The sequence below is a fragment of the Actinomycetospora sp. NBRC 106375 genome, assembly GCF_030269665.1.
Classification (GTDB): domain Bacteria; phylum Actinomycetota; class Actinomycetes; order Mycobacteriales; family Pseudonocardiaceae; genus Actinomycetospora.
Map to the genome: position 1 here is coordinate 333,686 of NZ_BSTS01000004.1, position 23,705 is coordinate 357,390.

22 protein-coding genes, 1 pseudogene and 1 riboswitch are annotated in these 23,705 nt (G+C 76.9%); of the genes and pseudogenes, 12 read left to right on the plus strand and 11 right to left on the minus strand.

Annotation, left to right across the window (positions count from 1 at the left end; genetic code table 11):
* Positions 1 to 199 precede the first annotated feature (199 nt).
* From QSK03_RS09425 to QSK03_RS09435, 3 genes are read left to right on the plus strand one after another with little or no spacing between them, the layout of a single operon-like run.
* On the plus strand, positions 200 to 970 hold the full coding sequence (locus tag QSK03_RS09425; RefSeq protein WP_285650850.1) for a phosphatidylserine decarboxylase: 771 nt from the start codon (positions 200 to 202) through the stop codon (positions 968 to 970).
* Positions 967 to 2,127 carry a CDP-diacylglycerol--serine O-phosphatidyltransferase gene (pssA, locus tag QSK03_RS09430; RefSeq protein ID WP_285650852.1) on the plus strand — a complete coding sequence of 387 codons (1,161 nt, stop codon included), beginning with the start codon at positions 967 to 969 and terminating at the stop codon, positions 2,125 to 2,127. The genes QSK03_RS09425 and pssA overlap by 4 nt, the downstream gene beginning before the upstream one ends.
* Positions 2,124 to 4,394 (plus strand): AAA family ATPase, encoded by a 2,271-nt coding sequence (locus tag QSK03_RS09435; protein WP_285650854.1) that lies wholly within the window; start codon positions 2,124 to 2,126, stop codon positions 4,392 to 4,394. The genes pssA and QSK03_RS09435 overlap by 4 nt, the downstream gene beginning before the upstream one ends.
* Positions 4,395 to 4,461: 67 nt before the next feature.
* On the opposite strand, the gene QSK03_RS09440 is transcribed toward QSK03_RS09435, so the two are convergent.
* Together QSK03_RS09440 and napA are read right to left on the minus strand one after the other, a co-directional pair.
* Complete coding sequence (locus QSK03_RS09440; protein ID WP_285650855.1) at positions 4,462 to 5,226, minus strand: LytR C-terminal domain-containing protein; 765 nt, start codon at positions 5,224 to 5,226, stop codon at positions 4,462 to 4,464.
* A 53-nt stretch (positions 5,227 to 5,279) separates the two neighbouring features.
* Positions 5,280 to 5,588, minus strand: a pseudogene (gene napA / locus QSK03_RS09445) (nucleoid-associated protein NapA); the annotation flags it as partial.
* A 139-nt stretch (positions 5,589 to 5,727) separates the two neighbouring features.
* On the opposite strand from napA, the gene QSK03_RS09450 reads away from it, so the two are divergent.
* From QSK03_RS09450 to thiD (QSK03_RS09470), 5 genes are all read left to right on the plus strand, one after another.
* Positions 5,728 to 6,315, plus strand: coding sequence for a peptide deformylase (locus QSK03_RS09450; protein WP_285650857.1), 588 nt, complete (start codon positions 5,728 to 5,730; stop codon positions 6,313 to 6,315).
* A 126-nt stretch (positions 6,316 to 6,441) separates the two neighbouring features.
* Positions 6,442 to 7,350, plus strand: coding sequence for a S1C family serine protease (locus QSK03_RS09455; RefSeq protein WP_285650859.1), 909 nt, complete (start codon positions 6,442 to 6,444; stop codon positions 7,348 to 7,350).
* A gap of 88 nt (positions 7,351 to 7,438) precedes the next feature.
* Positions 7,439 to 10,660 (plus strand): ATP-binding protein, encoded by a 3,222-nt coding sequence (locus tag QSK03_RS09460; protein WP_285650861.1) that lies wholly within the window; start codon positions 7,439 to 7,441, stop codon positions 10,658 to 10,660.
* Positions 10,661 to 10,763: 103 nt separating this feature from the next.
* Positions 10,764 to 11,588: a bifunctional hydroxymethylpyrimidine kinase/phosphomethylpyrimidine kinase gene (gene thiD / locus QSK03_RS09465; protein ID WP_285650862.1), complete on the plus strand. Its 825-nt coding sequence runs from the start codon at positions 10,764 to 10,766 to the stop codon at positions 11,586 to 11,588.
* Between the two features lie 61 nt (positions 11,589 to 11,649).
* Entirely contained in the window at positions 11,650 to 12,477 is an 828-nt protein-coding gene (gene thiD, locus QSK03_RS09470; RefSeq protein WP_285650863.1) for a bifunctional hydroxymethylpyrimidine kinase/phosphomethylpyrimidine kinase, read from the plus strand.
* A 6-nt stretch (positions 12,478 to 12,483) separates the two neighbouring features.
* On the opposite strand, the gene QSK03_RS09475 is transcribed toward thiD (QSK03_RS09470), so the two are convergent.
* Entirely contained in the window at positions 12,484 to 13,221 is a 738-nt protein-coding gene (locus QSK03_RS09475; protein ID WP_285650864.1) for a hemerythrin domain-containing protein, read from the minus strand.
* A gap of 187 nt (positions 13,222 to 13,408) precedes the next feature.
* On the opposite strand from QSK03_RS09475, the gene QSK03_RS09480 reads away from it, so the two are divergent.
* Entirely contained in the window at positions 13,409 to 14,257 is an 849-nt protein-coding gene (locus QSK03_RS09480) for a hypothetical protein (protein ID WP_285650865.1), read from the plus strand.
* A 69-nt stretch (positions 14,258 to 14,326) separates the two neighbouring features.
* Positions 14,327 to 15,616, plus strand: coding sequence for a cytochrome P450 (locus QSK03_RS09485; RefSeq protein ID WP_285650935.1), 1,290 nt, complete (start codon positions 14,327 to 14,329; stop codon positions 15,614 to 15,616).
* A 174-nt stretch (positions 15,617 to 15,790) separates the two neighbouring features.
* Here QSK03_RS09485 and QSK03_RS09490 read toward each other — a convergent pair whose 3' ends face one another.
* Positions 15,791 to 16,279 (minus strand): nuclear transport factor 2 family protein, encoded by a 489-nt coding sequence (locus QSK03_RS09490; protein WP_285650866.1) that lies wholly within the window; start codon positions 16,277 to 16,279, stop codon positions 15,791 to 15,793.
* Positions 16,280 to 16,342: 63 nt separating this feature from the next.
* On the opposite strand from QSK03_RS09490, the gene QSK03_RS09495 reads away from it, so the two are divergent.
* Complete coding sequence (locus QSK03_RS09495; RefSeq protein ID WP_502872150.1) at positions 16,343 to 16,912, plus strand: TetR/AcrR family transcriptional regulator; 570 nt, start codon at positions 16,343 to 16,345, stop codon at positions 16,910 to 16,912.
* Positions 16,913 to 17,056: 144 nt separating this feature from the next.
* On the opposite strand, the gene QSK03_RS09500 is transcribed toward QSK03_RS09495, so the two are convergent.
* The 3 genes from QSK03_RS09500 to thiO form a co-directional block, all read right to left on the minus strand.
* Complete coding sequence (locus QSK03_RS09500) at positions 17,057 to 17,812, minus strand: thiazole synthase (RefSeq protein ID WP_285650869.1); 756 nt, start codon at positions 17,810 to 17,812, stop codon at positions 17,057 to 17,059.
* 4 nt (positions 17,813 to 17,816) lie between these two features.
* Positions 17,817 to 18,020, minus strand: coding sequence for a sulfur carrier protein ThiS (gene thiS / locus QSK03_RS09505; RefSeq protein WP_285650870.1), 204 nt, complete (start codon positions 18,018 to 18,020; stop codon positions 17,817 to 17,819).
* Positions 18,019 to 18,124, minus strand: a riboswitch (TPP riboswitch). It overlaps the preceding gene by 2 nt.
* Positions 18,125 to 18,144: 20 nt before the next feature.
* A complete protein-coding gene (thiO, locus tag QSK03_RS09510) occupies positions 18,145 to 19,281 on the minus strand; it encodes a glycine oxidase ThiO (protein WP_285650871.1) in 1,137 nt (378 codons plus the stop codon).
* A gap of 32 nt (positions 19,282 to 19,313) precedes the next feature.
* Between thiO and thiE the strand changes: the two genes are divergently transcribed.
* Positions 19,314 to 20,000 (plus strand): thiamine phosphate synthase, encoded by a 687-nt coding sequence (gene thiE / locus QSK03_RS09515; RefSeq protein ID WP_285650873.1) that lies wholly within the window; start codon positions 19,314 to 19,316, stop codon positions 19,998 to 20,000.
* Positions 20,001 to 20,040: 40 nt separating this feature from the next.
* Here the strand turns inward: thiE and QSK03_RS09520 are convergent, their stop codons facing one another.
* From QSK03_RS09520 to QSK03_RS09535, 4 genes are all read right to left on the minus strand, one after another.
* Positions 20,041 to 20,949 (minus strand): S1 family peptidase, encoded by a 909-nt coding sequence (locus tag QSK03_RS09520; protein ID WP_285650874.1) that lies wholly within the window; start codon positions 20,947 to 20,949, stop codon positions 20,041 to 20,043.
* A 99-nt stretch (positions 20,950 to 21,048) separates the two neighbouring features.
* The gene (locus QSK03_RS09525; RefSeq protein ID WP_285650876.1) at positions 21,049 to 22,299 is read right to left on the minus strand and encodes a hypothetical protein; all 1,251 of its coding nucleotides are present in this window, start codon (positions 22,297 to 22,299) and stop codon (positions 21,049 to 21,051) included.
* A gap of 237 nt (positions 22,300 to 22,536) precedes the next feature.
* Complete coding sequence (locus QSK03_RS09530; protein WP_285650877.1) at positions 22,537 to 23,238, minus strand: DUF3159 domain-containing protein; 702 nt, start codon at positions 23,236 to 23,238, stop codon at positions 22,537 to 22,539.
* Positions 23,235 to 23,675, minus strand: a complete 441-nt coding sequence (locus QSK03_RS09535) for a VOC family protein (RefSeq protein ID WP_285650878.1) — start codon at positions 23,673 to 23,675, stop codon at positions 23,235 to 23,237. The genes QSK03_RS09530 and QSK03_RS09535 overlap by 4 nt, the downstream gene beginning before the upstream one ends.
* Positions 23,676 to 23,705: the final 30 nt, after the last annotated feature.

Below are 23,705 nucleotides of genomic sequence, written 5' to 3' on the forward strand. Positions count from 1 at the left end.
GCAGAGCACCTCCCCGGGTGGGCCTCTCACAGGACCAACCGCTTGTCGCTGGGGAGCGGACGAGCGGTTCCCGGCCGGGGTCGCCGACTCGGGGGTTGGCGGCCCCGGCCCCATCCCGGTCCTTCCCACCTCGTCGCCCACACGGTCCGGCCGATAGGTTGCCCGCGCGCGCCGTCGAGAAGAGGGAACCGCACCGACGATGGTCCAGGCCGACCAGTCCCCCACGCACGCTCCGGGTCGTCACGACGGCCCGCCCGGCGGCACCGTGCGCCACGCGCTCGCCCTGGTCCGCGAGACCCTCCCCCCGCTGCACCCCGGCGGCGCCCCCGTGATCGGCGCGGTCGCCGCCGCGGCGCTCGGCCTGCGCGCGCTGCGCGGGCGGGGCACGCTCGGCGGGCTCGCCGTCACGGCCGGCGTCGCCGCGTTCTTCCGTGCCCCGCACCGCACGACGCCACGCCGCGCGGGCATCGCCGTCGCCCCGGCCGACGGCACCGTGAGCCTCGTCGACACCGCCGAGCCGCCCGAGGACCTCGTCGCCCGCGGCCTGCCACCCGGGCCGCGCCCGCGCGTGAGCGTCTTCCTGTCGGTGTACGACGTGCACGTGCAGCGGGTCCCGGTGGACGGCCAGGTCCGGGCGGTCGAGCACCGCCCCGGCAGCTACCTGTCCGCCGACCTCCCCGCGGCGAGCGACACCAACGCCCGCACCGCGATGTGGGTGCACGGCACCGAGGGCCACGACCTCGCGGTCCTGCAGATCGCGGGGCTCGTCGCGCGGCGGATCGTCTGCGACGCGGCCCCCGGCGACGAGGTGCGCGCGGGCGACGTCTACGGCCTCATCCGCTTCGGCTCCCGCGTCGACCTGCTGCTGCCCCCGGGCAGCACGATCCACGTCGAACCCGGACAGCGGGCGGTCGGCGGGGAGACGGTACTGGCCGATCTGCCCATTCCGGGCGAAACTGGGACACGATGACGCCCGAGACCGCGGCGGGACGCGGCGGGGGCCGCGGGGTGCGGCTCCTGCCCAACGCGGTGACCGTGCTGGCGCTGTGCTCCGGGCTCTCCGGCGTGCAGTTCATGATCTCGGACAACCGCGTCGCCGCGCTGGCCGCGATCGCGCTCGCGGCGGTGTTCGACGCGCTCGACGGCCGCCTCGCCCGCCTGCTCGACGCGACGAGCCGCATGGGCGCCGAGCTCGACTCGTTGTCGGACTGCGTGTCCTTCGGCGTCTCGCCCGCGCTGATCCTCTTCCTCTGGACGCTGAACGACATCCGGATCGGCTGGGTGGTCGCGCTCGTCATGGTCGTGTCGGCGGCCCTGCGACTGGCCCGGTTCAACACGCTCTCCGACGACGACGAGGCGCCGCCGTACACCGGCGAGTTCTTCGTCGGCGTCCCCTCCCCGGCCGGCGCGCTCGTCGCCCTGGCGCCCCTCGCCCTCGAGATCCAGCTCGGCCCCGGGTTCTGGTCGATGCCCGCGGTCGTCGCGGTGTGGACCGTCCTCGTCGGCACCCTCATGATCAGCCGCGTGCCGACCGCGTCGCTGAAGAGCGTGCGGGTGCCCTCGCGGTTCGTGGCGCCGCTGCTCGTGGCGGTCGCGTTCGCGGCGGCGGCGCTCGTGACGTTCCCGTTCGTCGTCTACGCCGTCGCCGTGGCGGCCTACCTGGTGCACATCCCCTGGGCGATCACCCGGTACCGCTGGCTGGGCCGGCACCCCGAGGTGTGGCACGTGCCGCCGCGACAGCGCCGTGCGGTCCGCCGCGCCCACCGCCGACTGGGCCTGGCCCCGCCGCGGCGCAACCTGCGCCGCCGCGTCGCCGGTGCCGCCGCCCGGGCCGGCACCGCCGCCCGCAACATCGGGCGCGACCGGGACCGGCGCGGCGGCGAGCCCACCGCGCCGCTGCCCCCGCCGGGCCCGCCGGCCGGGCCCCCCGACCGGTCCCCCGAGCGGGCCGGCGGGCGCACCGGCGACCGCAATGGCGACCGCAACGGCCGCCGCCCCGCGGACCGGCTCGGCGACGGCCGCCCGCGGCCCCGCGGGTCACGGCGGCTCGGGCTGCGCCGCCAGCGCGACGACCGTCCCCGCGAGGACCGACCGCGCGAGGACCGACCGAGGGACGACCGCCCGTGAGCGCGCTGACCGGGGTCGACCTCCTCGCCCGGCTGGGCACGTCCGCGGGCGACGCGCGCCGCGGCGTCGTCCGCCTGCACCCCGAGGTGATCACCGCGCTCGGGCTGCAGTCCTGGGACGCGGTCCGGGTCACCGGCGTGCGCACGACCGCCGCACTCGTCGCCCCGGCCGCCGACCCGGCCGGGCCGGGGACCGCGGTGCTCGACGAGACGACGATGGTCAACGCGGGCGTGGTCGACGGCTCGACGGTCGGGGTCATCGCGGCGCCCGTCGTGCTCGCGCGCCACGTGGAGCTGGCCGGTTCCCGCCTGGCGACCGCCGCGCTCGCCCCGGAGACGCTGCGCCTGGCCCTGACCGGCAAGGTCCTGCTCCCCGGCGACACGCTCTCGCTGTTGCCCCAGGACCTGTCCCAGGTCCCGGGCGCCGACGCCGCCGGTGCCCGGCGCGGGCTCGCGGCCGCGCTCGGCGGCACGTGGACCACCGAGCTGGTCACCGTCACCGCCGCCGACCCGCCCGCGGGTGCCGAGCCGCACGCCGCCCTCGCCGTCGGGCCGACCACGGTCGTCGGCTGGCGCAACGGGGCGAGCACGACCGCCCCGGCGCGTGTCGCCGCCACGGGGGTGCCCGCGCGCGTGACCGCCGCTCCCGTCGCGGTGCCGGCCACCGCGCTGCCGGAGGAGGTCGTCACCGAGCCCGCGGTCGCCGTCGGCGACCTCGTCGGTCACGGGGACGCGGCCCGCCGCCTCGGCGAGTGGTTCGACCTCGTCTTCCGCCGCCCCGAGCTCCTCGAGCGCCTCGGGGCCGCGGCCCGGCTCGGGGTGCTGGTCAGCGGCCCCGAGGGCGTCGGGAAGACGACCTTCGTGCGCTCGGTGGCCGCGGCGGCGGACGCCCGGGTGGTCCGCCTCGACGGGCCCGCGGCGGCCGCGATCGAGGCCGGCGCGGCGGCGGCGAGGGTGCGCGAGTGCGTCGACGACGCGATGTCGACCTCGCCCGGGGTCCTGCTCGTGACCGACGCCGAGGTGCTGCTGCCCGCGGCCGACCCGCCGCCGCTCTCGACGCTCGTGCTCGAGGCCCTCGGCCGCGCCGCGAACACGGGGGGCGTCGCGCTCGTCGTCACCTCGTCGCGGGCGGAGGCGCTCGATCCCCGCATCCGGGGCGCCGACCTCGTGGACCGCGAGCTCACCCTGCCCGCACCCGGCGACCGGGAACGCGCCGAGCTGCTGCGGGTGCTCCTGCGCGGCGTGCCGCTGGCCAAGGACGTCGACCTCGACACGGTCGGCGCACGGACGCCCGGGTTCGTGGCCGGCGACCTCGTCGCCCTGCGCCGCGAGGCCGCGGTCCGCGCGGCGCTGCGGGTGGGCCCGGACGCCGACGGCGACCCGACGCTCGAGACCGACGACCTGCTCGGCGCGGTGACGTCGGTGCGCCCGGCGTCCCTGTCGTCGGGGTCCCAGACGCTGTCCTCCGGCGGGCTGACCCTGGAGCGGGTCGGCGACATGGTCGAGACCAAGCAGGCGCTCACCGAGACCGTGCTCTGGCCGCTGCGCTACCCCGACTCGTTCGCCCGGCTCGGCGTCGACCCGCCCCGCGGCGTGCTGCTCTACGGCCCGCCCGGGTGCGGCAAGACGTTCCTCGTGCGGGCGCTGGCGGGCACCGGCGCGCTCAACGTGTTCGTCGTCAAGGGCGCCGAGGTGCTGGACAAGTTCGTCGGCGAGTCCGAGCGCGCGGTGCGGGCGCTGTTCCGGCGCGCGGCGGCCGCGGCCCCGGCACTGGTGTTCCTCGACGAGATCGACGCGCTCGCGCCGCGGCGGGGCGGCTCCACGGACGCCGGGGTGGCCGACCGGGTCGTCGCCGCCCTGCTCACCGAGCTCGACGGCGCCGAGCCGCTGCGCGACGTCGTCGTCCTCGGCGCCACCAACCGTCCCGAGCTCATCGACCCCGCGCTGCTGCGGCCCGGGCGCCTGGAACGGCGCGTCTACGTGCCGCCGCCGGACGCCGCGGCCCGCGCGGACATCCTGCGGGCGTCCTCACGGGACACCCCGCTGGCCGACGACGTCGACCTCGACGCGCTCGCCGAGGACCTCGACCGCTACTCGGCGGCCGACTGCGCGGCCCTGATCCGCGAGGCGGCGCTGACGGCGATGCGCGCCTCGCTCGACTCCACCGAGGTCACCGCGAGCGACCTGGCGACGGCCCGCGCGGCCGTCCGGCCGTCGCTCGACCCGGCCCAGCTCGCGGCGCTCGAGGCGTACGCGGACCAGAACTGACCGTCAGCGGGGGGCCACCGCTGCCACCGGGTGTCCGCAGCGCCACACGCTCGCCGCGCACCACCCGCTACCCGCGGTTCTGGCCCCAGTTGTTCGTCGCGATGACGATGACGCCGGGCGAGGCGTTCTGGATGCCGTCGAAGCGGGGCATCGAGCGCAGCCCGAACTCGCCGGCGATGGCGTCGGCGGCGCCCTGCTCGCCGGTGCCAGGACGGTAGTAGACGGTGCTCTCGGGGATCATGCCGTTGGGGTAGTTGCCGACCTCGACGACGTTCCAGCCCTGCCCGCGCATCTCGCCGGCGGCGCGGTCGGCGAGGCCCTGGATGGTCGAGTTGTTGAACACCCGGACCTGGGCCGCGGACTGCACGCCGCCTCCGCCACCGGAGCCACCGCCGGAGCCACCACCGGAGCCACCACCGGAGCCACCACCGGAGCCACCGCCGGAGCCGCCCGACCCGGCAGCGCCGCCGGCGTCGCCGGGGACGATGGGGGCGCCGACGAGCGGGCCGCCACCTCCGGCCCCACCGGCGGGGGCGCCGGCGCCCGCTCCGGGGGCGCCGGCTGGCCCCGGGGCCAGCGCCGGGCCACCGGGCTGTCCGGGCTGTCCGGGACCGGGGACGCCGGCCTGGTTCGGCGCAGCGGGGGTCGGTGTCGCGCCGTTCGCGCCCGGGAGGGGCGCGGCGGTGGGGCTCGCGGGCGCGGCCGTGGGGCTGGCGGGCCCCTCCCCGCCGAGAGCGAGGAGGCCGATGACGGCGGCCACGCCCGCCACGGCGAGCAGCACGATGCCCGCGATGCGCATGCGCGAGGCGTCGGCGGACCCGGGCCCTGTCATCTCCTGCTCCCCTCAGCGGCGGTGATCGCTGCCGCGACGGGATCAGGAGACCATCAACGAGGCTCTACACCGAGGCGACGCGCCGCACGGGCACGCTGCCGGCTCTGCCTCAGGCGCCTCAGGCGTTTCACGAGCATCGGGTCGGCCGCGAGGGCCTCCGGGCGGTCGACCAGGGCGTTGAGCACCTGGTAGTAGCGGGTGGCGGACATGTCGAAGAGCTCGCGGATCGCCTGCTCCTTGGCGCCCGCGTACTTCCACCACTGACGCTCGAACGCGAGAATCTCCCGGTCGCGACGGTCGAGCCCGTCCGACGGCTCGTCCTGCGGGGCATGCGCTCGTACGGCGTCCGCCACGCTGCTCGCCTCCTGCCCACCACGGCGTCCCGCTGACCGCGAATGACACGCCTGTCATTCGGGCCCCTCCATTACAGCACGAGGCCCCGACAACGCGGTGACTCCAGCCGTCGAGAACCCGCGAGCGGGGGGCACTACGGTGCCCGCCGTGACCGTCAGGCCCATCGTCATCGTCGGTGAGCCGGTGCTGCACCGGCCCACCCGCCCGGTCACGCCCGACGAGCTGGGCGGGGAGTCCTTGAAGACCCTCGTCGACGACCTCTTCGAGACCATGGACGTGGCCAACGGCGTCGGGCTGGCCGCCAACCAGATCGGCGACGACCGGCGAGTCTTCGTCTACGACTGCCCGGATCCCGAGCTCGACGGGGAGCACCGCCGCGGCGTCGTGGTCAACCCGGTGCTCACCGTCGGCGCGCCGACCGAGACCATGCCCGACCCCGACGACGACCACGAGGGCTGCCTGTCCGTGCCCGGCGAGTCGTTCCCGACGGGACGCGCCGAGTACGCCGAGGTCCGTGGCGTCGACGTCGACGGAGCCGAGATCGTCGTGACCGGGCACGGCTACCTCGCCCGCTGCCTCCAGCACGAGACCGACCACCTCGACGGCCACCTCTACCTCGACCGCCTGGTCGGCCGGCACAAGCGCGCCGCGAAGCGCGCCGTCCGCGACCACGGCTGGGGTGTCCCGGGCCGGTCCTGGCTCCCCGGCGTCGACCCGGACCCCTTCGGCCACTAGCGAGCGGGTGTTGCAGCGAACGCGCTGTTCGCTGCTTCTACGCGGCCGAAGTCCCCGTTGATCACGGGGTTCCGCCGACAGCGGACATGGCGGCCGGGGCTGGTGCAACGGTGTAAGCACGGATGCATGGACGAGCTCGACGCCTACTCCCGCACCGTGAGCACGGTCGCGGCCGCCGTGGGTCCGTCGGTCGCCGCGGTGCGCGCGGGTCGGGGCAGCGGGTCGGCGGTGGTCGTCGACCACGGCGTCCTGGTGACGAACGCGCACGTGGTCGGCCAGAGCGCAACCGGGTCCGTGGCCTACGCCGACGGCACCGAGGGCCGGGTCACGGTGCGCGGCACCGACCCGCTCTCCGACCTCGCCGTGCTCGTCACGCCCGACCCGACGCCGCCCGCGCTCGAGCTCGGCGACGCGGGCGGTCTGGTCGTGGGCCAGCTCGTCGTGGCCGTCGGGAACCCGCTGGGGCTCGCGGGGTCGGTGACGGCCGGGGTGGTCAGCGGGCTCGGGCGGGCGCTGCCGGTGCGCAGCGGGTCGGCCAGCCGGGTCGTCGAGGACGTGATCCAGACCGACGCCGCGCTGAACCCCGGCAACTCCGGCGGCGCGTTGGCCGACGCGTCGGGCCGCGTCGTCGGCATCAACACCGCCGTCGCCGGGGTGGGCGTGGGGCTCGCCGTCCCGGTCACCGCGACCACGCGCCGCATCCTCGACACCCTGCGGGCCGAGGGCCGGGTCCGCCGCGGCTACCTCGGGCTCGTCGGGGCCCCGGCGCCGCTGCCGGCCGACATCGCCACCCGCCTCGGGCGCCCGCGGGGCCTGCGCGTGGCCGAGGTGGTGCCCGGCAGCCCGGCCGCGCGGGCGGGGCTGCACGCCGGCGACCTCGTGGTCTCCGCCGACCGCGAGCCGGTGAGCGACGCCCAGGGCCTGCAGCGGCGACTGTTCGCGACCTCGATCGGGCGGCAGATGCCGGTGACGGTCCTGCGGGGCTCCGCGATGGTCGACGTCATCGCCGTGCCCTCGGAGCTCGCGGACGCCTGAGACCCCGCTCACCCGCCCGGTCCAGGGTGCCGAGGGCCGGAGGCACGACCTACGCTCGGCCGATGGGAGTACGTCGGAGCCGCGCGCGGTGACCGTCGCGATCGGGGTGCTGGGCCCGCTGTCCGTGACCGTCGACGGCGCGCCCGTGGACCTCGGCGGGCCGGGACGGCGCGCGGTGATCGCGCGTCTCGCCCTGGCCGCGGGCGAGGTCGTCGCCACCGATCGCCTGCTCGACGACCTCGCCGAGGGCGTGCCCACCCGGGGCGCGCTCGGCGTCCTGCAGGCCCACGTCTCGCACCTGCGCCGGGCCCTCGAACCGGCCCGGGCACCGCGGACGCCCGCCCGGGTGCTCGTCTCCGCCCCGCCCGGCTACGCGCTGCGTCTCGACGACCCGGAGGCGCTCGACGCCACCCGCGTCACCGCGCTCGTCGCCCGGGCCCGCGAGGAACCGCCGGCGGCGGCCGCGGCGACCCTGCGGACCGCGCTGGCGCTCTGGCGCGGCCCGGCCTACGCCGAGTTCCTGCACCTGCGCTGGGCGCAGGCCGAGTGCGCGCGCCTCGCCGAGCTCCTCCTCACCGCTCGCGAACGCCTCGCCGCCGCCGAGCTCGCCCTCGGCGCCCACCTCGACGTCGTCCCCGCCCTCGAGGGTCACGTCCGCGAGCACCCGCTGCGCGAGGAGGGCGTGCGCCTGCTCGCGACGGCGCTGCACCGCGGCGGCCGGGCCCCGGAGGCCCTCGACCTGCTGCGCCGGACCCGCGCGCGCCTGCGCGACGAGCTGGGGCTCGACCCCGGGCCGGCACTGGTCCGCCTGGAGACCGCGGTGCTGACGCCGGAGGCACGACCTACCGCCACCCCGACGTCCGCATCGTCGGGAACGCCGGCGGAGATCCCGCTCGGCCGTGACGCCGAGCTCGCCCGGCTCGACGCGGCGTCGGCGCGCGTCGCCGGCGGCGCGGTCGAGCTCGTGCTCGTCGCCGGGGAGGCGGGCTCGGGCAAGACCACGCTCGTGGACGCGCTCGCCGACCGACGCATCGCCGAGGGCTGGACGGTGGCGCGCGGGCGCTGCCCCGAGGTCGACGGCGCACCGGTCGCCTGGCCATGGACCGAGATCCTCCGCGCGCTCACGGCCGACGGCGACCCCGCCACCCCCTTCGCTCGCGGCCGCGCCGTGCTGGACGCCCTCGCGGGGCGCGCCCCGGTGCTGATCACCCTCGACGACCTGCACCGCGCCGACGACGAGACCCTGCGCCTCTTGCGCATGGTCGCGACCGGCGCGGACGCGGGGCTGCTCGTCGTCGGCACCCACCGCACCGAGGAGGACCCGGCCGCCCTCACGGCGACCTGGGCGGCCCTGGCCACGGTCGTCGCCGACCGCCTCGCGCTCGGGGGACTCGACGTCGACGCCGTCGGCGCGCTGATGGCGCGGCACGGCCTGCGCACCGACACCGCCGCGGCCGCCGCGGTGACCGACCGGACCGGCGGCAACCCGCTGTTCGTCCGCGAGGTCGCCCGCCTCGCGGCGACGGCCGGACCGCACGGGGAGGGCGCGGTGCCGGCCGGGGTCCGCGACGTGCTGCGTCGCCGCCTGCGGGAGCTGCCCGGGCGCTCGCGCGCGGTGCTCGCCCACGTGGCGCTGCTGGGACGCTCGGCGCAGGTCGACGTCGTGGTGGCGGTGCAGGCGGAGGTCTCGCCCGGGGAGGGCACCGAGGACGAGGTCCTCGACGGCCTCGAGTCCGCGGTGGCCGCCGGTGTCCTCGTCGACGACGAGGGCGCGCGGGTGGTGCGCTTCAGCCACGACCTGTGGCGCGCGGTCGTCGCCGACGAGGTCCCGCGCCTGCGGCGGGCCCGCCGCCACGCGCTGCTCCTCGACGTCCTCGAGCGCCACGGCGCCGGGCCCGCGGAGCTGGCGCGCCACGCGCTGGCCGCCGGCGACCGCGTCGCCGGGGAGCGCGTGCTCGCCCACGTCGCGGCCGCCACCGAGGCGGCGATGGCCCGCGGCGCGTTCCGGGCGGCCGTGGCGCTGTGCCGGGGCGCGCTGGCCCGGGTGGCGGGCGGTCCCGAGGCGCCCGCCGTCGTGGCGCTGCGCTGCGACCTCGTCGCCGCCCTCGCCGCGTCCGGGGCCGGGGAGCACGCCCACGCCGAGCGCGGCGCCGCGGTCGACGCGGCTCGCGCGAGCGGCGACCCGTCCCTCGTCGCGCGGGCCCTGACCAGCCTCGACGCCCCCATGCCGTGGCCCGTCCGGGGTACCGGCGGGCGGCTGGCCCCCGTCCTCGACGAGCTGCTCGATCCCGCCCGTCCCGACGGCTGGCGCCCCGACGCCGTGACCCACGCGCGGCTGCTGCTCGCCCTGGCCCGCGAGATCGAGTTCCTCCAGCCCGCCCGCGCCGCGGCCCTCGCCGCCGAGGCGCTGGACCGGGCGCGGGCGCTCGGTCACTCCCGGCTGCACTGCAGCGCGCTCAACACGGTCTTCCTCGTGAACTCGCAGCCCGAGTGGTGGGACCGGATCGAGCCGGTCGGGCAGGAGATGCTCGCCGTCGCCCGGGCCGGCGGGCACACCGACCACCGCGCCGAGGCCCACCACGTGCTGTTCTGCGCGGCCGTCGTCCGCGACGACCTCGCCGAGGCCCACCGCCAGGCCGATGCCGCGCTCGCCGCGGCCACCGACGGGCAGCTGGAGATGACGCTCGCCTTCGTCGGCCTGCACGACGCGATGCTGGCGCTCACCGCGGGTCGGACCGAGGCCGCCGCGGCGACCTACGCCGAGGAGGGCCGGCGGCTGGCCGCGGCCGGGGTGCCGCACGCCGTCGTGCTCGTCGAGGTCGCCCGGTTCACGCTCGCGCTGGCCCGCGGCGACACCGCCCCGACGTTGCCGGCGCTGCGCGAGATCGACGCCGCGTTCCCCCGTTACGTCCACGACCTCCTCGCGCTCGCGCTGCTCGACGCCGGGCGGGAGGAGGAGGCCCGCGCGGTGTGGGCGCAGGGCCTGCCGGTGCCGCGGGACTGGAGCTGGGGCGGGCTGCTCACGGTGCAGGGTCTCGTCGCGGCCCGTCTCGGGGACCGAGAGCGCGGGGCAGACGCGTACGCCGCGCTCGCCCCGTTCGCGGGCCGCTGGGGGCTGTCGGTGACGGGGATCCTCGCGTTCGCCCCGATCGACCTGGTGCTCGCGCGGCTGGCGCGGGTGCTGGGGCACGGCGACGACGTGGTCGCGGCGCACCTGGCGGGCGCCGCCGCCGTCGTCGGCGACGAGGGGCCGTGGCGGGCGCAGGTCGACGCGGAGCGCGGGTTGCTGGCGGTCGAGGCGCGCGGTTAGCGTCCGCGCCGATCGAGGACGCGGGAGCCCGGGAGGGCTGAGAGGGCACGTCATGTGCCGACCGCTGGACCGGCCGGGTCGTGCCGGCCTGGGAGGAACGACCATGGACAGCCCGCCCGTCGCGCTCGCGATCGCCGGCACCGACTCGGGCGGCGGGGCCGGGATCACCGCCGACGTCCGCGCGTTCACCGCGTGCGGGGTGCACGGCGCGGTCGCGGTCGCCGCCGTGACCGTCCAGAACTCCGTCGGGGTTTCCGGCTTCCACGCGATCCCGCCCGAGGTCGTCGCCGACCAGATCCGCACGGTCGCCGGCGACATGGGGATCGACGCGGCGAAGACCGGCATGCTCGCCTCGACCGACATCATCACCGCGGTCGTCGCGGCGGGCGACGAGGTGGGGCTCGGCACGCGCATCCCGTTCGTCGTCGACCCCGTGGCGGCGTCGATGCACGGCCACCCGCTGCTGGCCCCCGACGCGCTGGACACGGTGCGGGGCGAGCTCATCCCGCGCGCCACCCTCGTCACACCCAACCTCGACGAGGTCCGCCTGCTCGTCGGCGTGGACGTCGTCGACGACGACTCCGCGCGCGAGGCGGGCCGGGCGCTGGTCGGGCTCGGGGCCGGCGCGGCGCTGGTCAAGGGCGGGCACCTGGAGGGCTCCCCCGAGGTGCGGGACCTCCTGCTCACCGCCGACGGCACCGAGCACGTGTTCTCCTCGCCGCGCCGGGAGACGAAGCACAGCCACGGCGGCGGCGACTCGCTGGCCTCGGCGATCACGGCCGGGCTGGCGCGGGGCCTGGCGCTGGTCGACGCCGTCGCGCTCGGCAAGGCGTACATCACCCGCGCCGTCGAGCACGCCTACCCCCTCGGCGCCGGCCACGGCCCCGTGTCGGCCCTGTGGTCGGTGGCGGCCTGGGAAGGTACGTGAGCAGTTGGCGCCCCTCCGGGGGCGCCAACTGCTCACGTGGGACGACGGCGATGATGGCGCGATGGCCGAGACCCCACCGCGCGCGCTGACGATCGCCGGTTCCGACTCGGGCGGCGCCGCCGGGCTCGAGGCCGACCTGCGGGCGATGACGGCGTGCGGCGTGCACGGGTGCGTCGCGGTCACGGCCGTGACCGTGCAGAACTCGCTCGGCGTCTCCGGGGTGCACCTCGTACCGCCGGACACCGTCGCCGCGCAGGTCCGGGCCGTCGTCACCGACATCGGCGTCGGCGCCGCCAAGACCGGGATGCTCGCGACACGGGAGATCATCGACGCGGTCGCCGACGTCGTCGACGACGTCGGGATCGGCCGCTCCCACGATGCCGTGCCCTTCGTCGTCGACCCCGTCGCGGCGTCGATGCGCGGCGACCCGCTGCTGGCCGAGGACGCGATGGAGGCGATCCGGACCCGGCTGTTCCCCCGCGCCGCCCTCGCCACCCCCAACCTCGACGAGGTCCGCCTGCTCGCCGGCATCACCGTCACCGACGCCACGAGCGCGCGGGAGGCCGCGGCGGCGGTGCACGCGATGGGCCCGCGGTACGTGCTGATCAAGGGCGGGCACCTGCGCGGCTCGCCGGAAGTGATCGACCTTCTCTTCGACGGCGAGCAGACCTGGGAGTTCGGCGGGCCGCGGATCAACACCCCGCACGTCCACGGCGCGGGCGACGCCCTGGCCAGCGCGACCTGCGCCGCGCTCGCCCGGGGCCTCGCGATGCCCGACGCCGTGGCGTCCGCCGAGCGCTACATCCGCCGCGCCGTCGCCGAGTCCTACCCCCTCGGCGCCGGCGTCGGCCCGGTCTCGCCCCTGTGGGCGGTCGACGCGCACCGGTGAGGTGCGCTACTCCCCGAACACCAGCCGGTCGTGGCGGCGCACGGCGCGACGCGTGAAGGGACCGGCGATGCCGCGGCCCAGGGCGGCGGCGAGGGGACGTGCCTCGTCGGGCGTCGCGGCCTCGCGGGCGCGCACGGCGGTGAACGCGCGGTCCGGGGCGGTGGCGAACAGGGCGCGGGTCGCGCGGCGCCACGCGTCCTTCGGCACCGCCGCGACGGCGTCGGTGAGCTCGCGGGCCGAGTCGCGCAGGTGCTCGTCGAGCAGGTCGGTCAGCTCGGCGAGACGGCGCGCGAGCGTGCGCATGCGGACGAAGTCCTCGGCGGTGGCCAGGGCGGTCGGGCGCTGGAGCAGGGCCGCGAGCACGCCGCGGGCGAGGCGGCGGACCTCGCCCAGCAGCCCGCGCAGGGCGAGGTGGTCGTCACGCAGGCCCGAGAGGTCCAGGGCCCGCCCGGCGTGCCGCTCCAGCAGCGGCCACAGCAGGGTCTCCTCGGCGTCGTGGCGGTGGTGGATCTCCTCGCACACCCGCTCGATCCGCTCGGCCACCGCCAGCGCCCGGCGCTCGGTCACCGCGACGGTGCCCGCGGCGAGGCCGTCGGCGAACCGGGCGAGTCGAGCGACGTCCCGCAGCGTCACGCGGTCGACGACGTCGAACGGGACCAGGCCGGACGGCGCGACGTCGCCGGCCGTGGCGGGCTCCTCGGGCGCGGGTCCTCCCGGGGTCGGGGACGGCGGGGCGAGGGTCACGCTGGGCTCCTGGTTCTCGGGGATCGCGCGGTCTCTGCGTCGGATGCGCCCAGCCTGACCGTCACCTCTTGTCGTCCACTTGTCGTCGACTGACCGGCCACTGGGCCGTCCGGGTGATGTCTTGCACGTCCGTTGTCACGCTGCGGGTCGGGGTGTGTCTCCCGCGGTCCGGGGGCACACACCGGCCGTGCCCCGCGACGCCGAACCGCTGCCCGTCCTGGCCCGCGGACGGGCCCGGTGGCCGGTGTACGCCGAGCGCCCGCGGCGGCGCGCGCGCCAGTTCGTCGCGGACGTGGCCGTCCTGACGTGGGTGGCCGTGGTCGTCTCGCTGGCGGTGGTGCTGCACGACACCGTGCTCGCGCTCCAGGGGCCCGGCCGGCAGCTCGGCGGGGCGGGCCAGAACGTCCGCGACACGTTCGCGGGCGCCGCCGAGACCGCCTCCGGGGTGCCGTTCGTCGGTGACGACCTCGCCCGCGCGCTCTCGAGCGGCACCGGCGCGGGCGACTCCCTGGTCGCGGCCGGTGAGCAGGAGGTGGCCGCGGTCGAGGCGCTGGCCTCCGGGCTCGCGTGGCTGCTCGTGATCCTCGCGCTCGTCCCGGTACTCGCGACGTGGGTGACGCTGCGGGTGCGGTGGATGCTCGCCGCGCGCGCGGTCCTCGTGCTGCGCGACGGCCTGCGGGCGGGCACCGACGACGCCGACCTCCTGGCCCTGCGCGCCCTGGCCCACGGCTCGCCGCGGCGGCTGTCCCGGGCCGTGCCGGGCGGCGCGGCGGCGGGCTGGCGGCGCGGGGATCCCCACGTGCTCTCCCGCCTCGCGGAGCTCGAGCTCGGGCGCCTCGGCCTGCGGGGCCCGACCGTCGTGCGCGGGTTGTCCCCCCGCGTACCGTCACATCCGGACGAAACGGACGACCCAGCCATCGACGCAGCCGTCGACACCGCCGAGACACCACCCGGGGGACTCCCCCGGGTCGACCCCGACGAACGGTGGGGTGACACACCCCCACCTCCGGGTCCATCGGACCCTCAGACGTCCTAGCCTCGGCCCCCGGTCGGCGTCGTCGAACGCGGGGAGGGCAGAGTGGACACGGTGGTGGACCGTTCACGGCTGGCCGCACTGCGGTCACGGGTCGTGGGCTGGACGGCGCGGAAGTACCTCGCGTGGCGTAGCCGTCGTGGCCTCGACCCCGTGACGCTGCTGCCCGACCACGCCCTCATGCCGCTGCGTCGCGACGGCCTCGACCCGGTGGCCGGGTTGCGCGAGGCCCGCGAGGACGCGCCCGTCCGGCACTTCCCGCTGCCCTTCGGCGTCACCGCCTGGCTGATCACGGGGCACGAGGAGGCGCGCGCCGTCCTCGGGCGCACGCGCGGGCTCTCCAACGACTTCGGCCACCTCGTGGGGCAGGCCGGCGTCACCGACGGCCAGAACCCCGGCGGGCTCGGGTTCACCGACCCGCCGGAGCACACGCGGCTGCGCCGGCTGCTGACCCCCGAGTTCACGATCCGGCGCCTGGCCCGGCTCGGACCGCGGATCACCGAGATCGTCGAGGGCCGCCTCGACGCCATGACCGAGCTGGCCGCGGCGGGCGAGCCCGTGGACCTGGTCCGGGACTTCGCGACGCCGATCCCCTCGCTGACGATCTGCGAGCTGCTCGGGATCCCCTACGAGGAGCGCGACGAGTTCCAGGCGCTCTCCACCGCCCGGTTCGACCTCTTCGGCGGGGCGGGCGCGGTGTTCGACAACATCTCCGGCTCGCTGCAGTACCTGCGCGGCGTGGTCGCGCGCCAGCGCGTCGAGCCCGGCGAGGGCCTGCTCGGCCAGCTCATCCGCGACCACGGCGACGAGCTGGGCGACGACGAGCTCGCCGAGCTCGCGGACGGCCTGCTCACCGGCGGCCTGGAGACCTCGGCGTCGATGCTGGCGCTCGGGGCGATGGTGCTGCTGCGCGACCCCGAGAGCTTTGCCCTGGTGCGCGACGAGCCCGGCGCCGTCAACGGGTTCGTCGAGGAGCTGCTGCGCTACCTGACCGTCGTCCAGATCGCGTTCCCGCGTTTCGCGACCGAGGACATGACCCTCGGCGGCGTCGCGATCAGCAAGGGCGACGGGCTGCTCGTGTCGCTCTCGGGCGCCGACCGCGACCCGCGCCTGGTCGACGACCCCGAGCGCTTCGACCCCCGCCGGCCCCCCACGCCGCACCTCGCGTTCGGGCACGGCATCCACCGCTGCATCGGCGCCGAACTGGCCCGCATGGAGCTACGCACGGCCTACCCGGCGCTGCTGCGCCGCTTCCCGGAGCTCCGCCTGGCGCCCGACGCCGGCACCCTCGACGACCAGCCGTTCCGCACGACCTCGATCGTCTACGGCGTCGACGCCCTCCCCGTCGCCCTCGGCTCCTGACCCTCGCGCGGTCCCGTCTCGCACACCCGGTGTGCGAGCAATGCGGCTTTCCTGGCACGTGACGCCAGGATCGCCACACGCTCGCCGCGACGACACGCCGGCGGGCAGCCAGCTTGGCGTCCACTTGCTGACGACCGATACAGCACGCCGATAGGGTCAGGAAGTCCGCCACGATCACCGCACGGCAGCGAGCACTTCCCTCTCCGCCAGCGCGCGGTCGAAGGCCCCGATGCGCTCGGTGTCGGTGAAGAAGTCCTCGTGGTCGACGACGCGGCCCCAGCGCGTGCGCAGCACCAGCACCGCGCGGTTCTCGTAGAGGCGCGTGCCGTCCTGGGCGTCGGCGTGGTCGTCGAAGCGCACCCACAGCGTCATCGCCCACGGCGGCCCGCTGATCGCGATGTCGCGCAGCTGCCCCTGCACGCGCGAGGCGACGAACGTGCGCAGGAACCGCTCGATCGCGGGTTTGCCGCGCCAGGGCCCGGCGAAGCGGTGGTCGCCCTGCGGGAAGTGCAGCACGGCGTCGTCGGCGTAGGCCGTGAGCAGCGACGACGGGTCGCCGGCGTTGAGCTTCGCGACGTCCCCGCGGAACTTCGCGCGCAGCGCCACCGGCACCAGTGCCCGTGCGCCCAGCCCCGCCGCGATCCCGATCAGCATTCCCCGCATGCCGCTCACCCCTCGTCGAGAGATCGTTCTAGGTAGAACGCTCTAGTGACAGCAGAGCATAGGATGCGAGCTGTGGACAAGGCCCCGACCCGCGACCGGATCCTCGTCGCGACCGCCGAGCTCTTCCGGCGCCAGGGCTACACCGGCACCGGGCTCAAGGCCGTCGTCGCGGAGGCGGACGCCCCCTTCGGCTCGCTCTACCACCACTTCCCCGGGGGGAAGCAGCAGCTGGCGGGCGAGGTCATCCGCGCCAGCGGCGCCTTCTTCCAGGCGCTCGTCCTCGCGGCCTACGACGAGCAGGCGACCACGGCCGAGTCCGTCCGCGCCGTCTTCACCGGCGCCGCGGAGACGCTCGAGGCGACCGACTACGCCGACGCCTGCCCCATCGCCACCGTCGCCCTCGAGGTCGCGAGCACCGACGAGATCCTGCGACTGGTGACCGCGGAGGTCTTCACGGCCTGGACCGACGCACTCACCGAGCGCCTCGCCGGCGACCGCGACCGCGCGTTCGGCATCCTCAGTGCGCTCGAGGGGGCCTTCGTCCTGTGCCGCGCCCTGTGCTCCACCGAGCCGATGCACGCAGCCGGACGTCTGGCGGTCGCCGGCATCGAGGCGAGCCGGCGGATCTCCTGACGTCGACCGTCAGCGTGGACACCACGCTGAGCACCCCGGCGGCGTGTCGCGCGAGCGAGCATGTGGCGATCCTGGCGTCACACGCCAGGAAAGCCGCATTGCTCGCACACCCCGTGTGCGCCACGCACCCCGTGTGCGTCCCCGCTAGTCCACGTGCGGGCTCGAGGCCTGCGCCCACCAGCGGCGGGGGATGCGGCCCGCGCCGCGCGCCGCACGGCCCGCTTCGACGCCCAGGCGCATGGCCGTCGCCATCATCTCGGGATCGGAGGCGCGGGTGACGGCGGTCGCGAGCAGGACCGCGTCGCACCCCAGCTCCATCGCCTGCGCGGCTTCCGACGCCGTGCCGATCCCGGCGTCGAGCACCACGGGCACCGTCGCCGCCGACGTGATCATCTCGATGTTGTGCGGGTTGCGGATGCCCAGCCCGGTGCCGATCGGCGCCCCGAGCGGCATCACCGCGGCGCACCCGGCGTGGGCGAGCTTCGACGCGAGCACGGGGTCGTCGTTGGTGTAGGGCAGCACGGTGAAGCCGTCGTCGACGAGCTGCTCCGCGGCGTCGAGCAGCTCGATCGGGTCGGGCAGCAGGGTGCGCTCGTCGGCGACGACCTCGAGCTTCACCAGGTCGGTCCCCAGCGCCTCGCGGGCCATCCGGGCGGTGTGCACGGCCTCGGCCGCGGTGCGGCAGCCCGCCGTGTTGGGCAGGGCCTCGATGCCCAGGCGCTCGAGCAGCGCGAGCACGCCGGGCCCGCCGCCGGCGTCGAGACGACGCATCGCCACGGTCGTGAGCTCGGTGCCCGAGGCGACGAGCGCGCGCTCGAGCACCGCCAGCCCGGAGGCGCCCCCCGTCCCCATGACCAGGCGCGACGAGAACTTGCGCCCACCGATCACCAGCGGATCCATCGGATCAGCCCCCCTGCACCGCGGTGAGCACCTCGACCCGGGTGCCCTCGATCAGCTGCACGGTCGCCCAGGCGGCGCGGGGGACGACGGCGCCGTCGACGGCCACCGCGACACCGCGCTCGGGCACCCCGTGTTCGGCCATGAGGGCGGCGACGGTCGTGCCCACCCCGACCTCGCGGGACTCGTCGTTGAGCCAGACGGTGGTCATCGTCCGCGCCTCCCCTCCCTGCGCCGGCATGACCCGGATCAGGTTCGACGGTCGGGGCCCGAACGGCCCCCTCTCAGCCCTCCCGGGCTCCCGTGGTGTCCGGTTTCCACCGTACGCGGCGACGTCAGCCGGGAGCGACCGTCGATCGGTCGGCGGCCGCCGCGCTCGCGGCCCCGGGCAGCGGGTCGCCGCGCAGGGCCGCAGTCAGCGCGTCGACGGTCACCGCCACCAGCAGCATCCCGTTGCGCCCGTGCCCGGTCGCCGCGAAGAGCCCCGACGGGCCGACGGCCCCGAGCACCGGGAGGTTGTCGTCGGTGCCCGGCCGGAAGGACGCGGCGGACTCGTCGAGCGCGTAGTCGGCGACCCCGGGCAGGACGCGCTCGACGTCGCCGATCAGGTCGCGCACCCCGCCGACCAGCACGTCCGGATCGAAGCCGGCCTCGTACTGCGTCGCGCCGACCACCAGCCGGCCGCCGTCGCGCGGCACCGCGTACACCGGGCGCCCGCTCACCGACGCCCGCACCGTCCGCGACGGCGGCGGCAGCGACGAGCGCCGCGCCCGCACGCGCAGGATCTCCCCCTTGACCGGGCGCACCCGGCCGTCGAGGACGGGGTGCAGCGCCCCGGACCAGGCGCCCGCCGCGACCACCACGCGGTCCGCCTCGAGCACCTGGGACCCGTCCACGGCGACCCCCGTGACCCGCACCCCGTCGTCGACCACCCGGTCGACCCGGCGGCGGTCGACCACGACACCCCGGGCCCGGCACGCCGCGCCCAGCGCGTCGAGCAGGACGCGGTTGTCGACGGCGAGGTCGTCGGGCACGGCCAGCCCGGCGCGCACCCCCGGACCGAGCGCGGGCTCGCGATGCCGGAGCTCGCGGCCGGTGAGTCGCTCCACGGGCCGGCCCCAGGCCCGCAGGTGCTCGGCGACGCGGTCGAGGTCGGCGACGTCGGCGGAGTCGACGGCGACCTGCAGCGTGCCCTCGCGGCGCAGCCCCACCGGGAGGTCCGCGTCGGACGCCACCGCCGCGGCGAACCCCGGCCACCGCTCCAGCGACGCCGCGCCCAGCTCGAGGACCTCGCGCTCGCCGGGCCAGGCCTCGCTGATCGGCGCGAGCATGCCTCCGGCCACCCGCGAGGCCCCCGACCCCGGGTCGGGGTCGACGAGCACGACCTCCGCGGCGAGCCGCTCGCGCGCCGCCGCCCACGCGACCGCGGAGCCCACCGCGCCCGCGCCCACCACGACCAGCCGGTCCGACACGGCGTCCGACGCTACGCGCTAGCGTCGTGACGGTGAGTGCACCGAGCCCCACGCGCATCGACCGCCGGACCCGCCTGCAGGACGCCCGGCTCTACCTGTGCACCGACTCACGGGCGGACCGCGGCGACCTCGCCGACTTCGCCGACGCCGCCCTGCGCGGCGGGGTGGACGTCATCCAGCTGCGCGAGAAGGGGCTCGAGGCGCGCCAGGAGCTCGCCGCCCTGGAGGTCCTCGCCCAGGCCGCGCGCCGTCACGGGGCGCTGCTCGCCGTGAACGACCGGGCCGACCTCGCCCTGGCCGCCGACGCCGACGTGCTGCACCTCGGCCAGGACGACCTCCCGGTACCGTGGGCCCGTCGCGTCGTCGGCGACGACGTGCTGATCGGCCGCTCGACCCACGACGAGGCCCAGGCGGCCGCGGGGGCGGTCGAGGTGGGCGCCGACTACTTCTGCACCGGCCCGTGCTGGCCGACGCCGACCAAGCCGGGCCGCCCGGCGCCCGGCCTCGACCTCGTCCGCGCGACCGCCGCCGCCGGCACCGCCCGCCCCTGGTTCGCGATCGGCGGCATCGACCACGACCGCCTCGACGACGTCCTCGCGGCCGGCGCCACGCGCGTCGTCGTCGTCCGCGCGATCACCGACGCCGACGACCCGGAAGGCGCCGCCCGGGCCCTGCGCGAGCGTCTCCGACGCGAGCGAACGGGGACTTCGCGCGCCTAGAAGCAGCGAGCAGCGCGTTCGTTGCCCCCTTCAAGGCCACCTACGACGACGGCACCAGCCGCAGGTTCTCGGTGCGCAGGACCTCGTCGATCGGCTGGTAGAGGCTCGTGCCGCCCGGGGTGGTGCAGTCGCCCGTGCCGCCGGAGAGCAGGCCGAGCGCCGAGCTGCCGGACACGAAGGGGCCGCCGGAGTCGCCGCCCTCGCTGCACGCGGTGGTGAGCACGAGGCCCTCGACGGGGCCCGCGGCGTAGTTGGCGGTGACGTCGACGGCGGTGACGGTGCCGCAGCGCCAGCCCGTCGTCGATCCCGAGCGGCAGACCGGCGCCCCGACGGTGGCGGTGGCCGTGCCGGTGATCGAGCGCGTGGTGGAGCCCTCCGCCGCGACCGAGGGGGTGGCCCGCCAGCCCGGGCCCGCGTCGACGACGCCCCAGTCGCCCGTGCGGTCGAAGACCGACGAGCGCACCGGCCCGAGGGGGGCGTTGTTGGCCCCGCGCACGTCGCCGCCGCGGTTGGTGCAGTGCCCGGCCGTGATCACGCGGGGCTCGCCGGTGACGGCCGTCGCGGAGAACGCGATCGAGCACCGGGTCCCGTTGAGCCGGATCGCGTCGCCGCCGACGAGGTCGTAGACGGGCGGGTCGGCGCGCGGCGCCGGGGCCGCGACACCGCCGACCACCCGGACCGCGGGGTCCACGTCGCGGGCGGCGCGCACGTACTCGGCGTCGTGGCCGTCGCGCGGCGACGCGTTGAGCGCGAGCACGACCGTCCGGGTCGTCGCGTCGACCCACCAGGCGCTGACCGCGGTCGGAGCGCCCCGCTGCTCGGCGAGCGCGTCGAGCCGCTCCTTCACCTGCGCCAGGTCGGCGGGGGTGTCGGCGGACGCCGGGACCGGCGCGGCCGCGACCGAGGCCGCCAGCACCAGGAGCAGCACGAGCACGCCGCGCCGACCCATCCGCACACCCCCCGGGACCCTCGGAGCCGCCACGCACACCGACGGCCGGACGAACGCTAAGGCGTCCGCCCGGCCGTCGGTGGATGGCACGGCGGGATCTCAGCCGTTGGTGGACGCACCCCCGGAGCCGCTGCCGCCCCGCGGCAGGAGGTTGGGCACCAGGCCGCTCTGCGACGACTGCGTCGACCGCGACGTCGTGGTGCTGCCGCCGTCGTTGCCGGTGCCGGGCTGCTGGGTGTCGGCGCCGTTCTGCTCGTCCTGCTGCCGCGACGACGTGGTCGCCGACGTCTCGTCGGTGGACGACGAGCCGGACGGCGTCGTCGTGGCGTCGCTGGTGTCGGTCTGCTGGCCGAAGATGCTGCCGACCGACGTGCCGCTCGCTCCGCCGGACAGCGGGTGACCGGCGGCGGTCTCGACGCCGAACGACGCGAGCAGGGCGATGACGAAGACGCTCGCGGCGACGCCGCCGAGCGTCACCCAGGTCTTCCAGCCCAGGCCCTTCAGGCCGACCGCGAGACCCGCGAGAGTGAACCGGCGCCCGGAGGGCTCCGGCTCCAGCGGGGCCACCTGGGTGACCGCGTCGCCGGGCGGGGGACCGCCCGGTCCGCCAGGACCCATCATCTGCGTCGGCCCGCCGCCGGGCGGCGTCCCCGTCTGGCGGCTCTGCGGGATGAAGGCGGTGGGACGCGCCGCGGTGTCCTGCGGGGGCGGCGTCGCCCGCGGGTGGACGCGGGTCGGGTCGGCGAGCCCGTCGGCGCGCAGGGCGACCCGCCCGTCCGCGGGACGTCCGGACGGCGGGCCGACCGGGCCGGGCACGCGGCGCGTCGGGTCGCCGGGGGGTGTGCCGGGACGCTGCTGCTGGTGCCCGGGCGGAACCGGGACGCCCGGGCCGGGGGTGGGTGGCCCGGCGACGCGCGTCGGCTGGACGCGGGTGGCGGGGTCGCCGGGGACGCCGGGGACGCCGGGGGCCGCCGGTCGACCGGGCATTCCCGGCCGGGGCTGACCCTGCGGCGGGACACCCGGGCGGCCCGGACGGCCCGGCGCGACGGCCGGGGCCGCGCCGGTGACGCGGCTGACCGCGTTCGCGACCTTCGTGCCGCCGGGGCCGGCGACGACCAGGCGCTCCTTCACCCGGTCACGGGTGACCTCGAGCGACTTCTGGTACAGCGCCGAGCCGACCGTACTGACGATCGACGCGAGCGCCGCACCGCCGATCGTGCCGAACACGCCCATGAACGACCCGAGGATCGCCGCGGTCGCGGCGGCCAGCGCACTGGCGATGATCTGCGGGAAGGTCAGGCCGATGCCGGTGGCTTTCTCGGACTTCTCTTCGGGGTTCGCGGGTGACATGGCTCCCGGGAGGCGCGGATCGGGGGCGGGCGGGCGGGATGGCGGGATGGCGGGCACGACGGAGCGCCGTCTGGTGTGTCGGCGGGGACGTCCACGGTGTTTCGACGCCCCCGCCGACCACCTCCGACGACGCCTGCCCATCGTGCCCCGTTGCCCGACGGTGAGGGCCTTCACCCTGGGACGAGTTGTGTCTCCACCGTCCGGCCCAGACGCTGCTCCGGACGGGGGTGACGACGGTCAGAAACCGGGTCGGGACGAGGGCACGACGGGGTGCCGCGGACCAGGGTGCCCGGGAGGCAGGGCGGAACGCACGAGGGGCCACGATGCCGCGACGCACACCGCGACGAGCGGCCACGTCAGCACCACCTGGGCGATGCCCAGCGCCACCACCTCGTCGGCGGCCCAGAGACCGGTGAAGACCACGACCCGCACCGCGTACTGCGCCACCCACACCCAGCTCGCGCGGCAGTAGCCGCGCACGAGGTCCGGGTCCCGCCGCCACAGCGTGGGACGGCCCGTGAGCGCGCCGACGACGAGCCCGAGCAGGGGCCAGCGGATCGCGATCGAGACGAGCCAGGCCGCCAGGCTGCCGGCGTTGGCGATGATCCGCGGGAGGAAGAAGTCCTGCGCTCGCCCGGTGTAGAGCGCGAGCAGCGCCGCGCCGACCGCCAGCAGCAGACCGACGGCCACGGCCCGGGGCCGCTCGCCCCGGCGCCACCGCCACAGCGCGACCCCGGCGGCCACGACGACCGCCGCGACGCCCCCGGCCAGGATCGGCTGGGCCCAGGCCAGCGCGTCGGTGAGCAGCCAGACGGCGACGAACACCACGCCGGGCACCGACGCGTCGACCGCCTGGCCCGGGCCGCCGAGCAGCTCGGTGAACGGATTGGCCCCACGATCCCGCCCGTCGGGCGCGGCGGGCTCGGAGGGATCGGTCACCCGGTGGTCTCCGGGGCCCGGCCGCGGCGCCCGAGCTCGGCGGCGAACGCGGGCGACGGCGTGCTCGGGCTGGAGATCTCCACGAGCATGCCGTTGGGGTCGGTGACGAGCATCTGGCGCCGGCCGTGGAAGAGGTCGCGCGGCGGCGCGACGAGCGGCAGGCGCAGGCGCCGCGCCTCGGCGTGCACGGAGTCGACGTCGTCGACGAGGAACGTGAGGATCACACCGGCCGGGTCGGCCCGGTACGGCGGCGGCACCAGCTCGTGGCCCACGGCCCAGATCGCGAGCTCGTGGACCTCGTCGCCGTCGGTGCGGGTCAGCGCCACGTACCAGTCGCTGTCGAAGGCGACCTCGAAGCCGAGCAGCGCGACGTAGAAGTCGCGGGTCTCGGGCAGCCGGTCGGACAGGACGGTGGGGAACGAGCGGCGCATCGCCATGCGTCGGATCCTCTCTCCGGCGGGACCTCC

Coding starts and splice junctions, on each gene's coding strand:
- QSK03_RS09425 (WP_285650850.1), top strand. CDS start 200: ATGGTCCAGGCCGACCAGTCCCCCACGCACGCTCCGGGTCGTCACGAC.
- pssA (WP_285650852.1), top strand. CDS start 967: ATGACGCCCGAGACCGCGGCGGGACGCGGCGGGGGCCGCGGGGTGCGG.
- QSK03_RS09440 (WP_285650855.1), bottom strand. CDS start 5,226: ATGACAGGGCCCGGGTCCGCCGACGCCTCGCGCATGCGCATCGCGGGC.
- QSK03_RS09455 (WP_285650859.1), top strand. CDS start 6,442: ATGGACGAGCTCGACGCCTACTCCCGCACCGTGAGCACGGTCGCGGCC.
- thiD (WP_285650862.1), top strand. CDS start 10,764: ATGGACAGCCCGCCCGTCGCGCTCGCGATCGCCGGCACCGACTCGGGC.
- thiD (WP_285650863.1), top strand. CDS start 11,650: ATGGCCGAGACCCCACCGCGCGCGCTGACGATCGCCGGTTCCGACTCG.
- QSK03_RS09490 (WP_285650866.1), bottom strand. CDS start 16,279: ATGCGGGGAATGCTGATCGGGATCGCGGCGGGGCTGGGCGCACGGGCA.
- QSK03_RS09495 (WP_502872150.1), top strand. CDS start 16,343: ATGCGAGCTGTGGACAAGGCCCCGACCCGCGACCGGATCCTCGTCGCG.
- QSK03_RS09500 (WP_285650869.1), bottom strand. CDS start 17,812: ATGGATCCGCTGGTGATCGGTGGGCGCAAGTTCTCGTCGCGCCTGGTC.
- thiS (WP_285650870.1), bottom strand. CDS start 18,020: ATGACCACCGTCTGGCTCAACGACGAGTCCCGCGAGGTCGGGGTGGGC.
- QSK03_RS09520 (WP_285650874.1), bottom strand. CDS start 20,949: ATGGGTCGGCGCGGCGTGCTCGTGCTGCTCCTGGTGCTGGCGGCCTCG.
- QSK03_RS09525 (WP_285650876.1), bottom strand. CDS start 22,299: ATGTCACCCGCGAACCCCGAAGAGAAGTCCGAGAAAGCCACCGGCATC.
- QSK03_RS09535 (WP_285650878.1), bottom strand. CDS start 23,675: ATGGCGATGCGCCGCTCGTTCCCCACCGTCCTGTCCGACCGGCTGCCC.